General features: G+C 39.8%; 18 protein-coding genes and 1 rRNA gene. 4 read left to right on the plus strand and 15 right to left on the minus strand.

Annotated elements, in window-relative coordinates; genetic code table 11:
• The 12 genes from NE535_RS17925 to NE535_RS17980 form a co-directional block, all read right to left on the minus strand.
• Positions 1 to 950, minus strand: a 950-nt coding sequence (locus NE535_RS17925) for a hypothetical protein (RefSeq protein ID WP_261299948.1), incomplete at its 3' end; no start/stop codon positions are given.
• Positions 951 to 1,018: 68 nt separating this feature from the next.
• Positions 1,019 to 1,969, minus strand: a complete 951-nt coding sequence (locus NE535_RS17930) for a reverse transcriptase family protein (protein WP_261299949.1) — start codon at positions 1,967 to 1,969, stop codon at positions 1,019 to 1,021.
• A gap of 163 nt (positions 1,970 to 2,132) precedes the next feature.
• Positions 2,133 to 2,873 carry a helix-turn-helix domain-containing protein gene (locus tag NE535_RS17935; protein ID WP_261299950.1) on the minus strand — a complete coding sequence of 247 codons (741 nt, stop codon included), beginning with the start codon at positions 2,871 to 2,873 and terminating at the stop codon, positions 2,133 to 2,135.
• Complete coding sequence (locus tag NE535_RS17940) at positions 2,866 to 3,366, minus strand: hypothetical protein (RefSeq protein WP_261299951.1); 501 nt, start codon at positions 3,364 to 3,366, stop codon at positions 2,866 to 2,868. The genes NE535_RS17935 and NE535_RS17940 overlap by 8 nt, the downstream gene beginning before the upstream one ends.
• Positions 3,367 to 3,731: 365 nt before the next feature.
• Positions 3,732 to 5,303: a TnsD family Tn7-like transposition protein gene (locus NE535_RS17945; RefSeq protein ID WP_261299952.1), complete on the minus strand. Its 1,572-nt coding sequence runs from the start codon at positions 5,301 to 5,303 to the stop codon at positions 3,732 to 3,734.
• 103 nt (positions 5,304 to 5,406) lie between these two features.
• Positions 5,407 to 6,825, minus strand: a complete 1,419-nt coding sequence (locus tag NE535_RS17950) for an ATP-binding protein (protein WP_261299953.1) — start codon at positions 6,823 to 6,825, stop codon at positions 5,407 to 5,409.
• On the minus strand, positions 6,822 to 8,960 hold the full coding sequence (locus NE535_RS17955) for a transposase (RefSeq protein WP_261299954.1): 2,139 nt from the start codon (positions 8,958 to 8,960) through the stop codon (positions 6,822 to 6,824). Before NE535_RS17955 ends, NE535_RS17950 begins: the two co-directional genes overlap by 4 nt.
• Positions 8,947 to 9,774, minus strand: coding sequence for a TnsA endonuclease N-terminal domain-containing protein (locus tag NE535_RS17960; protein WP_261299955.1), 828 nt, complete (start codon positions 9,772 to 9,774; stop codon positions 8,947 to 8,949). Before NE535_RS17960 ends, NE535_RS17955 begins: the two co-directional genes overlap by 14 nt.
• A 130-nt stretch (positions 9,775 to 9,904) precedes the next feature.
• Positions 9,905 to 11,089, minus strand: a complete 1,185-nt coding sequence (locus NE535_RS17965) for a BaiN/RdsA family NAD(P)/FAD-dependent oxidoreductase (protein ID WP_261299956.1) — start codon at positions 11,087 to 11,089, stop codon at positions 9,905 to 9,907.
• Between the two features lie 127 nt (positions 11,090 to 11,216).
• The gene (gene gpsA / locus NE535_RS17970; protein ID WP_261299957.1) at positions 11,217 to 12,233 is read right to left on the minus strand and encodes an NAD(P)H-dependent glycerol-3-phosphate dehydrogenase; all 1,017 of its coding nucleotides are present in this window, start codon (positions 12,231 to 12,233) and stop codon (positions 11,217 to 11,219) included.
• Between the two features lie 3 nt (positions 12,234 to 12,236).
• Positions 12,237 to 12,719, minus strand: a complete 483-nt coding sequence (secB, locus tag NE535_RS17975) for a protein-export chaperone SecB (RefSeq protein ID WP_188841620.1) — start codon at positions 12,717 to 12,719, stop codon at positions 12,237 to 12,239.
• A gap of 199 nt (positions 12,720 to 12,918) precedes the next feature.
• Positions 12,919 to 13,353: a rhodanese-like domain-containing protein gene (locus NE535_RS17980; protein WP_261299958.1), complete on the minus strand. Its 435-nt coding sequence runs from the start codon at positions 13,351 to 13,353 to the stop codon at positions 12,919 to 12,921.
• A gap of 233 nt (positions 13,354 to 13,586) precedes the next feature.
• Here NE535_RS17980 and gpmM point away from each other — a divergent pair, with 233 nt between their 5' ends.
• From gpmM to NE535_RS18000, 4 genes are read left to right on the plus strand one after another with little or no spacing between them, the layout of a single operon-like run.
• A complete protein-coding gene (gene gpmM / locus NE535_RS17985) occupies positions 13,587 to 15,131 on the plus strand; it encodes a 2,3-bisphosphoglycerate-independent phosphoglycerate mutase (protein ID WP_261299959.1) in 1,545 nt (514 codons plus the stop codon).
• Positions 15,132 to 15,141: 10 nt separating this feature from the next.
• Positions 15,142 to 16,275: a murein hydrolase activator EnvC family protein gene (locus tag NE535_RS17990; protein ID WP_261299960.1), complete on the plus strand. Its 1,134-nt coding sequence runs from the start codon at positions 15,142 to 15,144 to the stop codon at positions 16,273 to 16,275.
• A gap of 35 nt (positions 16,276 to 16,310) precedes the next feature.
• Complete coding sequence (locus tag NE535_RS17995) at positions 16,311 to 17,516, plus strand: S41 family peptidase (protein ID WP_261299961.1); 1,206 nt, start codon at positions 16,311 to 16,313, stop codon at positions 17,514 to 17,516.
• A 33-nt stretch (positions 17,517 to 17,549) separates the two neighbouring features.
• Entirely contained in the window at positions 17,550 to 18,305 is a 756-nt protein-coding gene (locus NE535_RS18000) for a divergent polysaccharide deacetylase family protein (RefSeq protein WP_261299962.1), read from the plus strand.
• Here the strand turns inward: NE535_RS18000 and NE535_RS18005 are convergent.
• The 3 genes from NE535_RS18005 to rrf all read right to left on the minus strand — a co-directional run bounded on the left by NE535_RS18005 (position 18,280) and on the right by rrf (position 19,412).
• A complete protein-coding gene (locus NE535_RS18005; RefSeq protein WP_261299963.1) occupies positions 18,280 to 18,735 on the minus strand; it encodes an Rrf2 family transcriptional regulator in 456 nt (151 codons plus the stop codon). The genes NE535_RS18000 and NE535_RS18005 overlap by 26 nt on opposite strands.
• 31 nt (positions 18,736 to 18,766) lie before the next feature.
• Positions 18,767 to 19,018: a YkgJ family cysteine cluster protein gene (locus NE535_RS18010; RefSeq protein WP_261299964.1), complete on the minus strand. Its 252-nt coding sequence runs from the start codon at positions 19,016 to 19,018 to the stop codon at positions 18,767 to 18,769.
• A gap of 278 nt (positions 19,019 to 19,296) precedes the next feature.
• Positions 19,297 to 19,412: ribosomal RNA gene (gene rrf, locus NE535_RS18015) — 5S ribosomal RNA — on the minus strand.
• Positions 19,413 to 19,499 lie beyond the last annotated feature (87 nt).

Raw genomic sequence — 19,499 nt, forward strand, 5'->3', positions numbered from 1 at the left:
TCTAGCATCACACCACAGGTATGAGTAGGCGAAGCTATATGTCTCTTCTCCGTATTCCCAACCTGAATAATGGCAAAATTTGGACATGTTTCACGTTCAGAGTAGAAAATACACTTCGAACAGTTCTGAAATTTTGACTTATAGGCGTTATATTGAAATAAGAATCGACCGTTAATATCATGTCTACACAAGGTTTTTTCTAAATAAGAATGAATAAAACCATCCATTCCATCAATGTCATTTAACTCTATAGCTGCACACATAAATTCAAGTGTTTCATCAGAGAAAAAGGTGTAAGAACTAAAGTTTTTAAACCAAAGGCTCTTCCTAAGCTTGTTGTTGTTATTCAATCTTTTTATGTTTTTTGATAACCAACAATACAAATCCCACTTAGTACAAGGGAGATAGCAAATTTCATTTTTTTCCTGCAGTGAAGGCGATTCAAAATTTAGATGAAAAGGATAATCATGGATATATTTTTTATGCCCAACAGTTACGTCAGTAGAAAAGTCTCCTGAGAGTACTTTTAAAATAGCTGCCGCGTTTTTTTTACGGGTATTAGAAACCATATAGTGGAGAGGAGTTTTATGATGTACACACTGCTTGTTTGTCTTCCAATTCAACCATTCAGACTTAAAATACCCAAATCCCAATTTTTCAATGGATTCTCTAATACATTGCTCACAAAAACCAACTTGAAGCTTCCCTTTTTCATTAGGATTGTTGGTGTCGTTACCTACAAAAATACCTGATAATTCCGCAACCAAAAGAGATAGGTTGGAAAACCGTCCTTCTGGTACTTGTGCTAAGCCCGAACGTCTAACAAGTTCAAATAAACTTCTGTCATTTACACTTTGAAGAAAACAATTGCCTAGACCAATAGCCGTTGGTTTATGTAGCCAATAGCCATTTTCCCCAAGAACATTTTCAAACGAGCTTTCACCAGACAATACTATTGACCGAAAAATTGCACTTTGAAGAGACTCATCATCTTGAATATACATTTAAATAAAGAATATTACTTATCTATTGAATTAGCATAATTTAAATGTCCATTTAGCCTTTTCAAATCCTTATCTAAGACCTTGTCAGAGCCAAGTAGATGTTTATAAGCACGGATCTTATTTCTATAACCTTTAGTCAATTTGGGTTTATCCCCATTAACTAAAAGACCGTGAACTTTCAATCTTTGGCCCTTTTGAGAGTCCGCAAAATATTCTTTATCTGCATTAAGCTCTAAACCAGTACCATCAAATATCTGAATAACACGATCTTTCAAACTATCAGGAAATACACTTTTACCAGAGAAGACAATATCATCAGCATACCTAGTTACCTTTATATCTAACTCTTCACTAACGGCCCTAAGTTTAATATCTATTTCTGTCATCGCAAGGTTAGAAAGAACTGGGCTAGCAGGGGAACCTTGAGCTAAAAAATCATTAAAACAACAAAGAGAGGCTGCTAATTGACTACCTATATTCGAATACCCTATTTCTTGAAGAGCTTTCGTAATTAAGACCTCTGAAATTGAAGAAAAGAAGTCTTTAATATCTATGGAGTACACCCAGTGTGCATTACAATGCATCTCTGCAGCCATTAGAGCTGAAGTTCCAGGTATAAACCCAAACACGTGTTCTGGAAATCGGCAATTAAGCCCTAAATGATATCCGATCCATTTCTGGATAACTTTAAGAGCTACCTTTGGAGCTTGAATCACTCTAACTTTCTTACCCTTCTTTATAGTAAAGGTGCGGTAGTATTTGTGCTTTTTTTTACAAAGTGCATGAACGAACTCTAAAGAATAACCAAACAAAATAGCCAAACAATATGGAGATACTACTGGAGGGTAATTTTTATTAAATAATCTTGATATCTCGGTCGAATAACGTTTTCTTTGAGCTTCCGGCAGGGCTTTTAAATAGCTTTCAAGCTCATGGTAAGAAATTAGGAGCGGCGCGGCATTCATTGGCACAATCTCTTTAACATTATTTCTATATCAACGATGGACACACGTCCAGCTGAGCGAAGAGAAGATGGACGTGTGTCCATCGCTGCTTCTGTGCCAAGCCTTCGCAATCGGGCATGATACACACCCTCACGATAATTCATCGCCGCTCCTGAAGTTAATTTCACCACTTTCTCCTTCCTAAAGCAAGTGCTCTAGTAACATCAGAACCATTTCTATTTGATGAGTTCGGAATTAATGACAGGCCCTCAGCGGTTAACGAATAACTCTTGAAAGAATGCTCCCTTACCACAAAGCCCTTTTTAATCAGTTTATCATACTGTTTATTTAACCAAACTTCAGAAACATTAGGGTAATCAACCATCAACTCACTATTCAAAGATTGAAGTGTCGCTGGTTGTAAGTTCTTAGTTATTTTAAGTATATAAGGAAGAGATGGTAAATTTAAATCAGAATTATTCCAATGTACATCAATAAGCTCCATCGACGATTCAGATAGCAAAATCTCATATACTTGATATATTTCCCGCGCTAAAGAGTCTGTTAGGTTTGACACTGATATCCACGAATTAACCTCAGAAGAATCAGAAACTGACATATAAAGCTGCTCTACTGCACCACCAAACCTAAGATTCAACATTTGTAACAACCCAGACTCTAAAGACTCTACTTTTCTGGATTTTAAGTAAACCACATTAACAGGAACGTGATATTTAGCTTCGAGTTTGGCTGAAGTGTTCTTAATTTGCCTTAAAGATATAAAACCATTACCTCCTATATCAGCAATCTTATCTTTAGGTATATATAATAAGATAGAACCATCTGTAGGTCTAATCTGCAGATCTGATACAAATATTCGAGCCAGTTCTGTTGGGAACTCTGATATATTCTCTTTTTTAAGCAAGTCCAACCTCCTTCCAAACCTTGATAATAGACTTACAATGAGCGCTTGTTCTATCAGGCCATGCTCTTGCAGTAGCCAGTTTGTTACCCCCAAGCATTATTACATCACCAGACCTAGTTATCAGTTCTTCTGGTTTATAATCAGCACGAACCCTGAGATCGTAAGCTTGCTCTAATAATTCAGCTAATGCTTCACTTTCAATTCTTAAACTTGACCACAGCTTACTCTGTTGAGTAAAAGAAATTAAACCTTTTTCAAGCTGATTTCTCAGTATTTTTTTTACCGGAGCTCTAATCGTTTCTCTAAGAGTTAAAGGGATATTTGCATGCGAAGTTCTTGCCCACTTAGGCTCTAGTTCTTCCAACATATCCCGAGTAATAAGGTATGAAGCGTAGTAATATCGATTAAAAGCACTACGACCCAACAAATTAGAGTTTATTGGATTAGAATTTCCTACGGCTAGTCCTTCTAGAATATCACCGACATACTTCACTATTATTAGTTCCTTTAAAAATCTAATCCCAAAATTTCGATAGTAATTGTGATAATCATAGGCTAGAAGCAGCCAACAGCTGAAAATACGAGGCTGCATCCCGCCAAAGAAAAAGTATCACTACCAGTTATCAGTAGTTGACTAAAGTTAGAAGATATCAGACTTAAGTCCTTTTAAACTAGGGCATTTCTATTGAATTGATTGCAAAGGTCGTTAATTATCATCGTTTAACAGTCGGTCGAAATATCAAACACTATAAATGACTGCGGTGGCAGCATCCAAGCCAATGCGGTGTCACTCTACCAATAAATAATGTCTGAGGATTGCTCATTTCCTATTACAACATGATTAGAGTCAAAACTTCTTTATAGCTCATCCATTTTGATTAACTTGCTGTACATATTCATCGTTAGCGGTAATTTATGCTTTTTTTTAGTTAACCAACTATGACCTCCAAGCAGCTTATCAAGTTGCGTTCTTGATAGCTGATTTTGGAATTTTTCCATAATAGCGCAAACCTGAGGCACTAACATTAGATCTCGCTGATGCCAATCAACCCTTGGCTTCGCAACAGGTTTTTGAGCTTTAGGAAGGTGCGACTCTAGCCATTGTTTTTCATATGCATACAGCCAAAAAAAAGCGGCATTACATGAGGACTTAATCTGTTGTCGAATCGTCTTTGGTTTACGCTGGATAAATCTGGTGATTTGAAGCTTGTATCTTCTCCTTTTAGACTCATGCCGGCATTGTTTACGCCATTGAACTAACTCTGATGAAGTAGATATTTGCTGTTCAACACTTCCAACTGATATACCCACTCGTTTAGCCATTTCGCTCCGATGAAAGCCTTTTCTGGCAAGGAACATAATCTTAGATTTCATGTCCTCGGTTATCTGTTTAGGTTTAAGGTTAACGGGGATATTAAGCCTTAATGCTAGGGCTTTAACATAACATCGGCTTTTACCAATAAGCCGCCCCACACTTGCCATCGATTCACCTTGATGCAGTAATGCAATGCACTTGCTTTCTAGTAGCTCTGCTGGAGCGGAATCGTCCGTAACAGGCTCATTATGTTCTTCACAAGGTAAATGCTTAGATAGCCAGAATCCCAACAAGAGGTATTTAAAAGGATGTTGAGAAACCTTACCTGAAAGCAAATACGAAACATATCTAAAGTCTGTTGATGACTCAGGCAACAGATGTTGTGACTGGTAAGCGAGGTCTTGAGTAAATTGATAGAAATCTTCAACTAATCTTTTCCTACGAAAATGCCCATTTTTAGTGACAAAACCTAATTTATCGAGCTTGGTGATTATGTCTTTCACATTGAAGCTCTGATTATTTTTGCTTACACAGTCAAGGTAATTGGTAGCATATTTTGCTAACTCATAGCTAAGTGAACTACTTTGCTTTGGGCTTATATCTACTTGAGGTAAGAAACCACGGTTCAGCTTTGACCTTTCAACTAGAGGAAGATGAACTAGCCATACTTGATGCTTATAGCAGGACTCAATACCTGGGATTTGATGAGAACGATGCCAATACGATGTACCAAACTCTTGAATATTTTCTATTGAGCATTGAGGGCAAAATTTAATGGATAAAGACTCTTTTTCTTTGACACTTGTTAACTGACAAGCCCTGATGGCATAAGCTGCGTTACTAGACAGCAGCCCTGATGAAATAGTTGATTGATAAGATGGCAAGAAATGAATAAATAAGGGCGCAAGCGTCTGCTCATTCATCAATTCAACTGGTGACTCCAGACTAAACTCACTGAGTTGAGAAAGTCCGGCAGTCAAATAGGGGTGAATAGTTACCTTGTGATTATCGAATACAGTAGAGAGGTAATTCTCGATTGTCATGCCTGTTAAGGTGAAATGACGGACAAGACGGCTAAACAAGATTTCATTAGGAAAGGCTAGGGGAAGTATCATTCTTCCCCCCCTAAATTTATTATTAGTTACTCAATGACTAAATTTTAGACGAAATTATGTAAATTGCAGTATTTAAGGTTGTGATAATCTTTTCGAAGGACGACTAACACAGGTCATTTAACGGCTCATCAAGCATTAATTTTTGTTGTCTCAAAAAGGCAATGGGATCTTCTAGCCCTGTGGCTTGTTGAAATATATCAGGATCTTTTATTCTATCGAGCAAATCAACTGCACCCAGTAATTCAATCAGTTTAGAGGAAAACTCTGGATGCTGCGGTTTTGTGATATCGCCAGTCTTATCAACAGTGAGCACTTTTTGTGGATCAACTTTCATGCTGCGACGCTGTTTTCCCGTTGGTAGCACAATTGCACTTATTAACTCTTTAACTTCATTAGTTTGTCGTGATAAACCACATGCAATGGCATTACCCGCTTCAAGGGTTGATACTGTAATTCTTTCATCGGCATTACCTATCACTAAGCGTTGCGCCTCACGATAGGTACGGCTTGCCATATCAATATTACCAACAGATAGTAGGTGAAGTGAGTGATTAAGCTCATCAGTCAATTCTGTGTATACATTAGTCCACTGGTAGTTCCAAAGCTGGGCAATGAATGCTTTCCACGAATCACTTTCCTTCGCAAGAACTGACATTGTATGGTGATACCCACTTTCAGCTCGTCTAGCAGCTTTTAGCTCTTTAACTAAGGTCTGATCAAATGGAGGGTTAGCAACAAAGAAAAGAGGGACGCCTAATTTGTTCACTAACCGATGCAAAAACCTAAGTAGATTATTCTCACCACCAGTTCGTTTAAACTGTAAGTTTTGCATCTCGTCTATAACCAACATTCCTAGAAAACTAGATTTAATGCATTGCTCTAATTGGCGAACAAGTGCACCAATTGTTCCTGCTGGTTTAGTCTTTTCTCTATCCAATGAAAGATCTAATGATGATAAAATTTCTTCACACAAATCTCTTACACTTGAATTACTTGGACAATCGACTTTTATCCAAACAACTTGCTTCCTGAGAACTAAAGAGCGACCTTTGTATGAGTCATGCTCAATTACACTAGGAAAGTAGCTAAGCACTTGCTCAAGCATGGATGTTTTGCCTACACCACTTTCCCCAATTAGCGTTAAACCTTCTCCTTTGGGTTGAAAGAAGCCTGTCCTAGGCTCTATTTCTGGTCTTTCATCAACTAAATAATGTAAATATTGTGCAGTGGTTGGACTGAGTGGGTTTTTCGCTGAATATCCCTTTTTAATTGCTCTCTCTATCGCTCTAAAGCAGGCTTCATAGTCTGTCAAAGGCTGCCGAAGTTCTTCAATTCTATTTAAGTATTCATCTCTTACTAAAGGGTTTGGGTGCTCAGCAATATCTTCAGCATAATCAGGATAGTTACTGAATACTTCCATAACTGTTTCCCAGGAACTCTTTGTGGGGAGTGCTTCAATTAAAGGATTGCCTCGGTGTTCCGGCAATATTGCATCATGATAAATTGCTTTAGTCGTTATCATGATGGAGTTCCTTTTGTTTTTCTTTTTCTGCCAACTGGCAGAGAAACGACTTTACCGACTATTTCATTTGATGACATAGAATCAAATGTTTCTATGCTTTCTGTATTTTGCTCAAGCATGTTCGTCGTTGCTTTTAATTCATCTTTGCGGCGTTGGCGGATATTTTGTGTTTTTTCAGCAAACGATATTTTTTCAGAATTCTTGCTTCGCTCCTTAGCATTTTTTGTCATCTTTTGACGGTTTTGGTGATCATCAATAGATTCTACGCTTATAGGGCTTAACTCTTTTTTGGAGTCTAGCCAGTCTTGAATAAAATCAGATTCATACATAAATTTATCTTTGAACATGCGGCTACGAGGCAGCAGATGACAAAGTGTAAAACCATGATTTTTATCTAGCCTCACATAAATGTAATTGGTAGTATTTTCATCAATTCGAGCTTCTAATCGCCATTGACCTGACGACCTCGCAACAGATGCTAAATTACGTTCCTCAACTTCTGAACATGAATAATACAATCCATTAAAATGTATACCGCTGCGTGTCATACTTACTTCAACTGGAGGAAGTAAACGAGCTATAACGTCATCAGGAAGTGCGGCTTGAAGTTCATGTTTATGCTTGCCAAGATGAATCTTCCAATAATTGATTGGTGTTGGTGATAAGTCATGTTCTACTAATAACGGACTTGAAAAAGCTAAGTCGTCAAAAATGGATCTATTATGCTCTAGAATGGCTTTTATTATTTCTGTAGTCACTTCTTTTAAAGTGTAGATAGCATCCTTTCTTGGGTCTCGACTACCTCTGACTATATTACCACCTTTCGTAGTCCCCAAAAATTCATGAATAACTTCTTTATTTAGAATATCAAAACGTTTCTCAACCACTCCTTTACAGTCAGGCCTGTAAGGGGGTGTGAAAGAAAGCTTAGTCATTGGATTTAGTGCTTTCTTAGGCTGTAAGCCAATCATTTCGCCATTATCACAAACCAGTTCCTTTGGAATATGTGAACAAGGCCACTCTGAATCATCGATATTCACACCAAGTTCTTTGCAGTAGCGAGATTTAGGTAAAAAACTATTTGATAATGCTTGTCTAGCAGCACGCCATGAAGCATGGTAAAGCGATACATGCATACCAACTATCATTCGACTAGCTCTGTCGATAACAATATAGATTGTTGGTCTACCTAATACATGCTGCGAGCCTAGATCAGAAACAATATGAACATCAGCAACAGTGGCATCGATCTCAAAATGAGTTCCAGGTAAATAGCTATCTTGGATGACACTTCCTAATAAACCTCTTTTATTCCTGAGGTGATCATTTTCTGTTATCCGACCCTTAATAAATTCATCTTTGCTAAATATTTTCTTTGACCAGTAACTAAACTGTTTAAGTGTTGGTACAGCAGGCGGTTTGCCACATGCATTCGCAATGCGTACTTCATCAGCATAACTATCAATTAGCATGTTTTTATATGTTTTTGATAATGTCAGTCTGGTCTGCTTTAGGTAGTACTTTTTAACTGCTTTCTTAAACTTACTTTTATCTATATCAGTGATTATGTATTTAGCAGCTCTCTGTACCGCTAGCGTTCTTGGTTGTTTAGGTGCCCCAAGTGGCTTGTCTGTTGGCTTCCTATCCTTTCCAAAACCGCCACTTTTAGAAAATGCTGGAAGAAGTGCCATTTTATCCTGACCGTAACGCCAATATTGCGATAGAAGTCGGGACAATGCTTTACGATCAACTCCAGCTTTGATCGCATACTCTGCAAGATGTGGAACACGTTTTTTAGTCGCGTAATCAAAAACAAAAGCCCGATCTGAAACAATACTTTCAATTAGGCCATAGTTTTTATCTCTACGAGCAATATGTTCCTCTGAGATATTCTCCTCTGCCACCAAAAGATAAGTTGGCAAAGTAAACTCCGATTTTTTGGCTTTCTTACTTTTTACATGCTCAATAAATGCTTCCATAGAAATAGCAAAGGGTCGAGAGGTTACTGATTCGTTACTTAGGCATAGCAGGATAACAGATGCAACATCTTGCATAATATCTAGAACTCGATATAAACCATCTTCAGCTAAATCGGAGCCTGTTAATTCCCAAACGCTGTTTCTATGCAATTGCATTCACAACACCTCTTTGCATGAGCAAAATGGATTTGACATCTAAAACCCCTATTTCAGGAATATTTGATGATAAATCCACATCAATGAACTTATCTGCAATTAAGTAGCGAATAAGCAATTGAGCCTCATCGTGAGAAGCTATATTCAATGAAATTAATTTATTACACAGATCGTCGAAAAAAAATTGGCCAACCTTGATAACCGTCAAAGCGCTACTAATCTGTTCATGAGAAAAACGAGTTGGATTGTCACGGAACGGGGCGGTTGCCCAATCAAGGTTACGACTTTGGATTTTGGTTAATTCATTACCAGTGAAGTAGCTAAACTTAACTCCAAGCAGCTCCCAACACACTCGCTCAATATCAATCTTTTCGAGTACTCGTTGTTTATCAGATTCGCTTTCAGGCTTAACAGAAATTGCGTGATATGAAATACCTTGAATAGAATCAATCGTAAGCAACTGATCCGTTGTCATAATGATAGGTTCTTTCGTTTTGGGATGGGTAGGATGCTTAACACCTAAGATACTCGCCACTTTCTGCGTGTAGTTAAGAGGTAAAATAGGAAACTGCTCTCTTATATCAACGACGTTGTCAGAGAACTCCGCTAAATAGAAAAGCTCACTCTCAATTGAAGACATCATATGATGACTTCGCTGAGACTTTCTTCCGAAGATTATCGATCTAGTCCCATGACCTTTTACATCTTTTATTTCAAACCATGGCTTATAATCAGAGCCTTGCCCAATTCCATACTTATTTTTTAAGGCTCGCTGATAATCTTTAAAGGATTCAAGTTTTCTTCCGCGTGACATAACATTTCCTGATATATTCCATCCAGAAAAAGCATAGTACCAAAAGTTACTACGGGCAAACTTTATTGTCTGAAAAAACTCTTACGGACAAACTTTAGTGCTTACGGGCAAACTTTATTGTCACTACACACTAAACCGCCATCCCCGCAGCGACGCCAGAGGCCCATGCCCATTGAAAGTTGAACCCTCCTAGCCAACCGCTGACATCCATCACTTCACCAATAAAGAATAATCCGGCGACATTATTTGCCTGCATGGTTTTAGATGACAACTCATTAGTATCAACCCCACCTAACGTTACCTCAGCGGTGCGATAGCCCTCTGTGCCATTCATGACAATAGACCAGTTATTCAACGCACAAGCCAGAACTTCACGCTCGCCATGGCCAAGTTGATTTAAGGCTTTATCTAATTGAGCTTCATCAAACAAGGCTTCAACTAATCGTTTGGGTAGCCAATGGCTGAGGGTATTACGCAGACTCTGTTTAGGATGGTTTTTTAATGCAAGTTCGATTTTGTCTAAGGCGTTTTCACCCGGTAATAAATTGATTGAAATAGCCTCACCAGGATGCCAGTAATTAGATATTTGCAACACCGCAGGGCCTGATAGCCCACGGTGAGTAAATAATAAGGCTTCAGAGAATTGAGTGCCATCGGCAGCGGTAATGGTTGATGGTACAGCTATGCCAGATAAAGGCTCAAATCTTATTTTTTGTGCTGCATGCCAGGTAAATGGTACAAGCCCAGCCTGAGTCGGTAAGACTTTTAAACCAAATTGCTCAGCAAGTTTGTAGCCATAAGGCGTCGCCCCCAATTTAGGCATAGATAAACCGCCAGTGGCGATAACCAATGACTCGCAGCTAAAGTCGCCATTTGAGGTGATGAGTGTAAAACGCCCATTATCTTGCTGAGTCACTGAGGTAATTTCTGTGCGCAGTTGGATCTTATTACCCGCCCATTCACATTCGGTCAGCAGCATAGTGACGATGTCTTTGGCGGAATCATTACAGAATAATTGCCCGTGATCACGTTCATGGTATTCAATACCATGTCGCTCAACTAACTCGATAAAATCACTTGAACGATAACGGGCCAATGCCGATTTTACAAAATGAGGGTTGCCACAAATAAAGTTAGCCGGTTCTACCTTCTGGTTAGTGAAGTTACATCGGCCACCGCCACTGATCAGAATTTTACGCCCGGCTTGCTTTGCATTATCGAGCACAAGCACATCACGACCACGATAACCTGCCGTTGCTGCACACATTAACCCTGCTGCACCCGCGCCGATAATGATTACATCATGATGTTTCACGTTATTGCCTCATATAAACTGTTAGTTGTTTTGCATTCTGGTTTGACTGACAAAAACGTTCAGATACAAAAAAGGATGCTATTTTAGCATCCTTAGTGTGATTTTAAGAGCGAGAGTTTCGTCTAGACTACTTCTTTATCGTTTCCGATTTTTTGTCTCGGCTTAACAACTCTTTTGCCGCATCGACAGGGGCTTTACCTTGATATAACACTTGATAAATTTGTTCAGTGATAGGCATTTCTACCCCCAAACGCTTTGCCAGAGTGTAAACCTCTTTGGTATTGCGATAACCTTCAACCACTTGCCCAATCTCAGCTTGTGCACTGTGCACATCTTTACCTTGGCCTAATGCTAATCCAAAGCGGCGATTTCGAGATTGATTATCAGTACAGGTCAGCACTAAATCGCCCAAACCAGCCATACCGATAAAAGTTGAGGCATCTGCACCTAAGGCTTCACCTAAACGCGATAGCTCGACTAAACCTCGAGTGATTAATGCAGTACGTGCGTTAGCACCAAACCCAATACCATCAGACATACCTGCACCAATTGCGATGACATTTTTAACTGCGCCCCCCAGTTGGATACCAGTAAAATCATCATTGGCATACACCCGTAACCGCTTAGGACTATGTAATAATTCTACAAGTTCATGGGTAAATTCTGGGCAGGTGCCTGCTACCGATATCGCTGTAGGTAATCCTGCTGCGAGCTCTTTGGCAAACGTAGGGCCTGATAACACGGCTAGTGGATATTGCTCACCAAGCTGCTCTCTTGCAACGTCCTGTAATAAACGACCTGTTTCAGGCTCTAAGCCTTTGGTTGCCCATACAATACGTGCATCGCTGCGCAATAACGGTTTAGCCTGCTTAAGTACGTCCCCAAAGACATGACTGGGTACGACGACCAAAATATTCTTGCTGGCGGCTAAAGCTTTGGCTAAATCAGGCTCAATTTGTAAACAATCAGGAAATTGAATGCCTGGCAAATAAGCTTCATTGCTACGAGAGTCAGCTAACGCTTGCATACGCTTAGGGTCATGCCCCCATAACAAGGTTTTATGACCGTTGCTTGCTAAAGAAATAGCAAGGGCGGTGCCATAAGACCCCGCCCCTAATACCGTTATTTCGGCAGCGTTATTCATCACTTATGCGTTTGCTTCAGCTGGTGCTGCTGCAGCGGCTTGACGCTGTTGAACGTATTGAGCAAATAATGCATCAAAGTTCACTGGCGCTAAGTTAAGTTGTGGGAAAGTACCACGAGCAACTAGACCAGATACGGTTTCACGCGCATATGGGAAAAGTACGTTCGGGCAGTATGCACCTAAAGAGTGAGCAAGTTGTGGCTCAGTTAAGCCTACAATTGAGAAGATACCCGCTTGTTGTACTTCACATAAAAATGCCGTTTCGTCACCATTTTTAGCGGTTACAGTTAAAGAAAGTACCACTTCATAAGTGTCGTCAGATAACTTTGCACTGCGAGTGTCTAAGTCTAGCTTTACTTCTGGGTTCCATTCTTTTTGGAAAACAGCAGGGCTGTTTGGCGTTTCAAAAGACAAATCCTTTGTATATACGCGCTGAATGTTAAATTGTGGTGCACTTGCTTCGTTGTTTGCTACTGCTTCAGCCATGATTTCCTACCTATCTATGTTATTTTTCGCTTTCTCTATGGAGCGAATATGATGTTGGGTTTACAACGAAAGTAATTTCGCTTTTACCTCAAGTCGATCGCACTGCTAAAAACTGAAAAAGCTCTTTTGGCAAGCAGGATCAAAAGTGCTGATGATGTTACCAACACTTTGTTTTACTTCAATATGATAAACCTTACGACTATCTCTTGCTTTTTACTACTGGCATATTTGCTGATTGCCAGTCGCCCATACCACCTTTAAGGTTATGAACATTTTCAAAGCCTTGCTTAACAAGAAGCTGAGCTGCTTGAGATGATGTCATGCCAGCGTTACATACTAATATAATGGGGCTGCTTTTAAACTTTTCAAGACTCGTGGCTTGATTATTTTTAATTTCAGACAAAGGAACATTAAGCGCATCAACGATATGGCCCTTTTTAAACTCTTCTTTTCCACGTACATCAATGACTTTCGCGTCTTGCTTATTCATCATCAAAGTCAGTTCGTGATTATTTACATTCTTTACTTTTGATGTGCTGGATTTGAATGTTGTTACAATCAAAGCAACAAATAAGCCAGCCCAAGCTAATGACAACATTGGGTTTGCTCTTAAAAATTCGATATATTCTTGCATGATCACTGCCTATAAAGGATTGAGCTAAGATTAATTTGGCCAAGAGTATATCGATTTAAGCAACAGTTTTCACCTGTCTAACGTGCTTAACTGCAGATAAACGCACACATCAATGAAATTTAATCATCAGCAGCCCCGATATCGAACCTAAGTCTGTTTCCCACTGCGGATAAGTAGTAATATTTGTCCAATTTCATTTTTAATTTCTATTTTTTCACTTTGAGGGTATATCCATGACGACGACAAAACGTCCGCTGGCGTTACTTATTTTAGATGGGTGGGGCTACCGTGAAAATCCGCAGGATAATGCGATTTTTCATGCCAACACTCCCGTTTTAGATAAGTTAACGGCAACATATGCAAATAGCTTAATCTCTGGTTCTGGTTTAGATGTTGGTTTACCTGATGGTCAAATGGGCAACTCTGAAGTGGGCCATATCAACATCGGATCTGGCCGTATCGTTTATCAAGAGCTGACTCGTATCAGTAAAGCAATTGCTGACCATGAGTTTGAACAAAACCCTGCTTTAGTAGAGGCGGTGGATAAAGCTATCGCCGATGATGGGGTGGTCCACATTATGGGATTATTGTCACCCGGTGGTGTACATAGCCATGAAGAGCATATTGAAGCAATGTGCCGAATGGCTGTTGCTCGTGGAGCTAAAGCTGTTTACTTACATGCATTTCTAGATGGCCGCGACACACCTCCTCGCAGCGCAAAAGGCAGTATCGAACACTTCAACGCGTTATTTAGTGAGCTTGGCACGGGTAGAGTTGCTTCATTAATCGGTCGTTATTTTGCACTAGATCGAGATAACCGCTGGGATCGAGTGTCGCAAGCATATGAGTTAATCACTGAAGGCAAAGGTAAGTTTGAATATACCGATGCAGTCACTGCGCTAACATCAGCGTATGAGCGTGATGAAAATGATGAGTTCGTCTCTGCATCTGCCATTACCGATGCAACAGGCCAAGTGGCTGCATTAAATGATAATGACGCATTAATATTCATGAACTTTCGTGCAGACCGCGCACGTCAGATCACTCGCAGCTTTGTAAATGCTGATTTTGATGGGTTTATTCGCCACAAAACCCCTAAAATCAACTTTGTTATGCTAACAGAATACGCCGCTGACATTAACGTCCCTGTCGCTTTCCCATCTGACAATTTAGTCAACACACTGGGTGAGACACTTCAAAAGCAAGGCAAAACTCAGTTACGAATTTCAGAAACTGAAAAATATGCCCACGTCACCTTCTTCTTCAATGGCGGTAAAGAAACGCCATTTGATGGTGAAGATCGCATTTTGATTGAATCACCAAAAGTCGCAACCTATGATTTACAGCCAGAAATGAACTCAGCAGAATTAACCGATAAATTGGTTGATGCGATTGAGTCTGCTAAATATGATGTCATTATTTGTAACTATCCAAACGGTGACATGGTTGGTCATACAGGTAAGTTTGACGCGGCAGTAAAAGCCTGTGAAGCCGTTGATGCCTGTGTGGGCAGAGTTGTTGAAGCGCTCGCTAAAGTGGGTGGCGAATGTATTATCACGGCAGACCACGGAAATGCTGAGCAAATGTCCGATCCAGTAACCGGTCAAGCGCATACTGCACATACTAGCGAATTAGTTCCTTTCATCTATGTCGGTCGTGATGCTACTATCAAAGATAAGGGCCGCTTATGTGACATCGCACCAACGATGTTAACGTTAATGGGGCAAAGTGTGCCAAGCGAAATGACTGGCCGCTGTATCATTGACCTACAAGAGTAATTAATTACCTGTGATAACTCGTTTATTTGTTAAAGCCAGCATTGTTGCTGGCTTTATAATACTTTCAGCAAACGCCGCCGGCGCCGACCTCAGTAAACGCCAATCTGAGTTAAAGTCTATTCAAACGCAGATTAGTGCGCAGCAAAATGACTTAAAAAACACTTCAAAGCAACGAGAAAAACTAATCACCTTACTTAAAAAGGATGAACAAGCGATTGCGCGTGCTGCACAACGTGTTAATGAAACCCAAGTATCATTAAAAACCATTACCGCCCAATTAACCGAACTTGAAAAAAAACAGACAAGCTTAAATAAAAGTAAAATAGGCCAACAAAAAACCTTATCTAAGCAGTTATCCAGCGCCTACTTAGCGGGCAACCACGATTACAGCAAAATGATGCTGAATCAGCAAAACCCTTCAACTGTTGAACGTATGTTGGTTTATTACCAGTATTTGAATAATGCTCGAATTAAAGCAATTAATGAACTTAAAACAACCAGCGAACAACTGGTCAAAGTGCAAAATGAGCAGTTAAAAAAGCAGCAACAACTTAATGCTGTGATGGTTGACCAAAGGCAGCAAGCTAAACAGTTAGCTAACGAGCAAAATCAACGCCAACAAACCCTCACCCAAATACAGCGCACATTGTCCGACAAGGGAGCGCAGCTTGAACAACTGCAAATTGAGGAAGCCAGTTTAAAACGCATTGTGGAACAGGCTGTGGCGACAGCAAAATCAAATCCATCAATGAATGGCTTAGCAAATCAAAAAGGCAAACTGAAATGGCCAACAAAGGGCCGAGTAAGTGAACGCTTTGGCAGTAGTCGTTCAGGTCAAATCAAATGGAAAGGAGCGGTACTGACTGCGCCAGAAGGCCAAAACATCAAAGCCATTGCCGCGGGCAAAGTAATTTATGCCGACTGGTTACGTGGATTTGGTATGGTGATGGTGGTTGATCATGGTAAAGGTTATATGAGCTTATACGGCCATGCACAAACCCTGTTCAAAAATGCGGGTGACAATGTTAACGGCGGTGAATCTATCGCTTTAGTCGGACGTTCAGGTGGACAGACGGAACCTAGCCTATACTTTGAAATAAGACATAAAGGGCAAGCGGTCGATCCGGCGAGGTACTGTCGCTAAAACTGACGCAAACTGCCCGTTCGTGAGGGGCAGTTATGTATCAACTTATTCGTTATATCTGTTGCTTTGTTCTGGGTGCCAGTGTTGCCCTATCACTTAGCATTTCAAGCTCGGAACAGACACCTCCAAAATCTATCTATTACGATGCAGATTACCCGCTGTTAGTTGACGTCATTGACACCATTGAAACCTATTACATGGATAAGGTTGACCGTAAAAGTCTAATTAACGCTGCAATAAAAGGTGTGTTTGATAAATTAGATCCTTATTCAGGCTTTTTGAGTGAAGATGGATACCAAGCCTTGAATAATGCTAATCGTGGTGAATATTTTGGCTTTGGTTTCGAAGTTGCCACTGATGACGGTCAAATAACAATTGTCACCCCATTTAAAAACTCTCCAGCTGAACGCGCCGGCATTGAGGCTGGGGACAAAATAATTAAGTTCAACGATACGCAGGTTGATGAAACCAATTTTCAATCGGTATTAACTGAAATCAGGTTTCACAGCACCCATAATTTCGCCATTAATTTAACGCTTAAAAAAACAAATAGTCACCAAGAAGCCTTGTTAACTCTTGAACCTGATTTTGTATATATTCAATCAATTGAAAGCCAAATAATTGATGGTGATATCGGCTATATACACTTAACCAGTTTTCAAGAAGATGCCACTGACGCTATCGTTAAACAGGCCAAAGAGTGGCAAAACATTGCTCTTAAAGGCATCATTCTGGATGTTAGAAATAACCCAGGAGGCTTACTTGAACAGGCTATTAGCATTGCAGATTTATTCCTAGAAAAAGGTAAAATTGTCTCAACTAATGGTCGTTTCTTTGATGCTAACGAAGTGTATTATGCATCTAACCAAAGTATCTTTACCAACATCCCTATGGCTGTCTTAATTAATAAAGGCTCAGCTTCCGCATCGGAGGTCCTAGCGGCTGCACTACAAGAAAATCATCGTGCAACCTTAGTTGGTGAAACCAGTTTTGGCAAAGGCACAGTACAAAGTATTATTCCAATGTTAGGCCATAGCACCGCAGTTAAATTGACAATTGCCAATTACAGCACACCCAATGGCAATTATATTAATGAAAAGGGAATTGATCCTGACATAGAAATCGCAATTTCTTCTGTCACTGACCTCACTAATATGCCTATAATCGATTCAGAGAATGTGCTAGAGAACAGCTACGATCAACAAGTCGCTTCTGCCATAGCTTGGATTGATGGCAGATAAAATAATAAATCAAAAAGAAAAAACTTATTCATTGTGCGCTTTTTATTAATTTTACTGTTACAAATTATCTATTTATCACCGCTAAATGCGGCTAATTTAGCTATCATTATTGACGATATCGGATATCGTCAAACCGATGAGGCTGTTTTATCTTTGCCTACAAACATCACTTTATCTGTCTTACCCCACACTCCTCTTGGACAAAAGTTAGCACTAGAAGGTCATAACAAAGGTCACGAGATCATGATCCACCTACCAATGCAGGCATTAAGTGGCAATAGTTTGGGACCCGGTGCATTAACCAGTGACATGAGCGAGCAACAAATAAAATCTGAAATAAACGCCGCTTTTAATAATATTCCTTTTGCCCGTGGTGCAAATAATCATATGGGCAGTTTACTCACCCAATTAGAAAACCCCATGTTATGGGTTATGCAAAGCTTAAAGCACAAACAAGCCTACTTTGTTGACAGCATGACAACGCGATTCAGTAAAGCGGGGGTGCAAGCAAAAGATGTCGGCGTGCCATTATTACAGCGACAGGTGTTTTTAGACAATGATGTGCGGCTTTTCGCGCTAGAGAAACAGTTTAGGCAAATAATCACCCAAGCAAAGCAACAAGGAACCTTAGTTGCTATCGCACACCCTTATCCAGAAACAGTCGCATATTTAAAAGCTAACTTACCTAGATTAAAAGCGAATGGGATTAATTTAGTTAACACTTCTGAATTACTCGCTGTGGACATCGCCAAGATTTACCCGACTAGCTCACATAAAACACTGAGATAGATAAATCAGGTAAGGTTGAAACCAAATCAGACTTATTACTGACAATATCCGCTAAAGTGTATCCATCTAAAACCGCTAAATACGCAGCAACTGCTTTTCCTAAAACACCTTTCAAATTACAAACAGGCGTAAATCTACAAAAGGGTTCTTCACAATTAACCGGAATTAAAGAGTGCTCTAATTGTCTGACTAAAGTACCTATATTAATCTCTTTGGCACTTATAGCTAACTTGAAACCACCACTTTTACCCCGAATAGTCTGCAAATAACCTAACTTACCAAGTTGATGAATAATTTTAGCAACATGATTTGAAGATAAATCGAAAACCTTGGTCACCTCCGCAATACGAAACAGAGCTTCACGCTCTGATTGTACAGCAAGGTACATGAGTATTCGGATCCCATAATCTGTATAGCGAGTTAATTGCATTTATAAACCAAACTCAAAAGAAAAGACGACTTTAGCATGTCACACGTTCTAAATCAGTGATCAACCATAAAGCTTGTTCATTTGTGGTACCACAAACATCTACACTAGCAGAAAAACCACTGCAAACCGCTGGTCGGAGTGATGAACCAAATATCATACATAGATTGTCTTCGCTGAGTTGCACACAGCGGACACCTGCAGGCTTACCATCAGGCATTCCAGGTATGGGAGTTGTTATTGAAGGTGCTATACAACATGCACCACATCCGAGCCGACAGTCCATAATGATCCTAGTGAAGAGATATAGCAGATTATACCAATCAAATGCGATAGTTAATCACTTTTTTAACTCACTAGATGTTATCAGCAAACAAAAATTATTTGCCACAAAAACGCAAATCAACTCGATTAAAATTGCCTAAGTGCTTTATTAGATGCCTACAACTGACCTACTCTCACATGGGCATATCGGCCACACTATCAATGACAAATATTTGGTATAATTTTTCGACACAAAACAAAAAGGCCACTCTAATGAGTGGCCTTACTGTTTTATTAGGCGCCTGGAAATGACCTACTCTCACATGGGGAGACCCCACACTACCATCGGCGATACTGTGTTTCACTTCTGAGTTCGGAATGGGATCAGGTGGTACCACAGCTCTATGGTTTCCAGACAAATTTTGTTCATCTAACGTCATTCGACATTAAATAATAATTCGGAAAGCTAATTTTATTGAGTATTCTCACACTATCTAAGTGCT

This window comes from Shewanella holmiensis (assembly GCF_025370255.1).
Lineage (GTDB): Bacteria > Pseudomonadota > Gammaproteobacteria > Enterobacterales > Shewanellaceae > Shewanella > Shewanella holmiensis.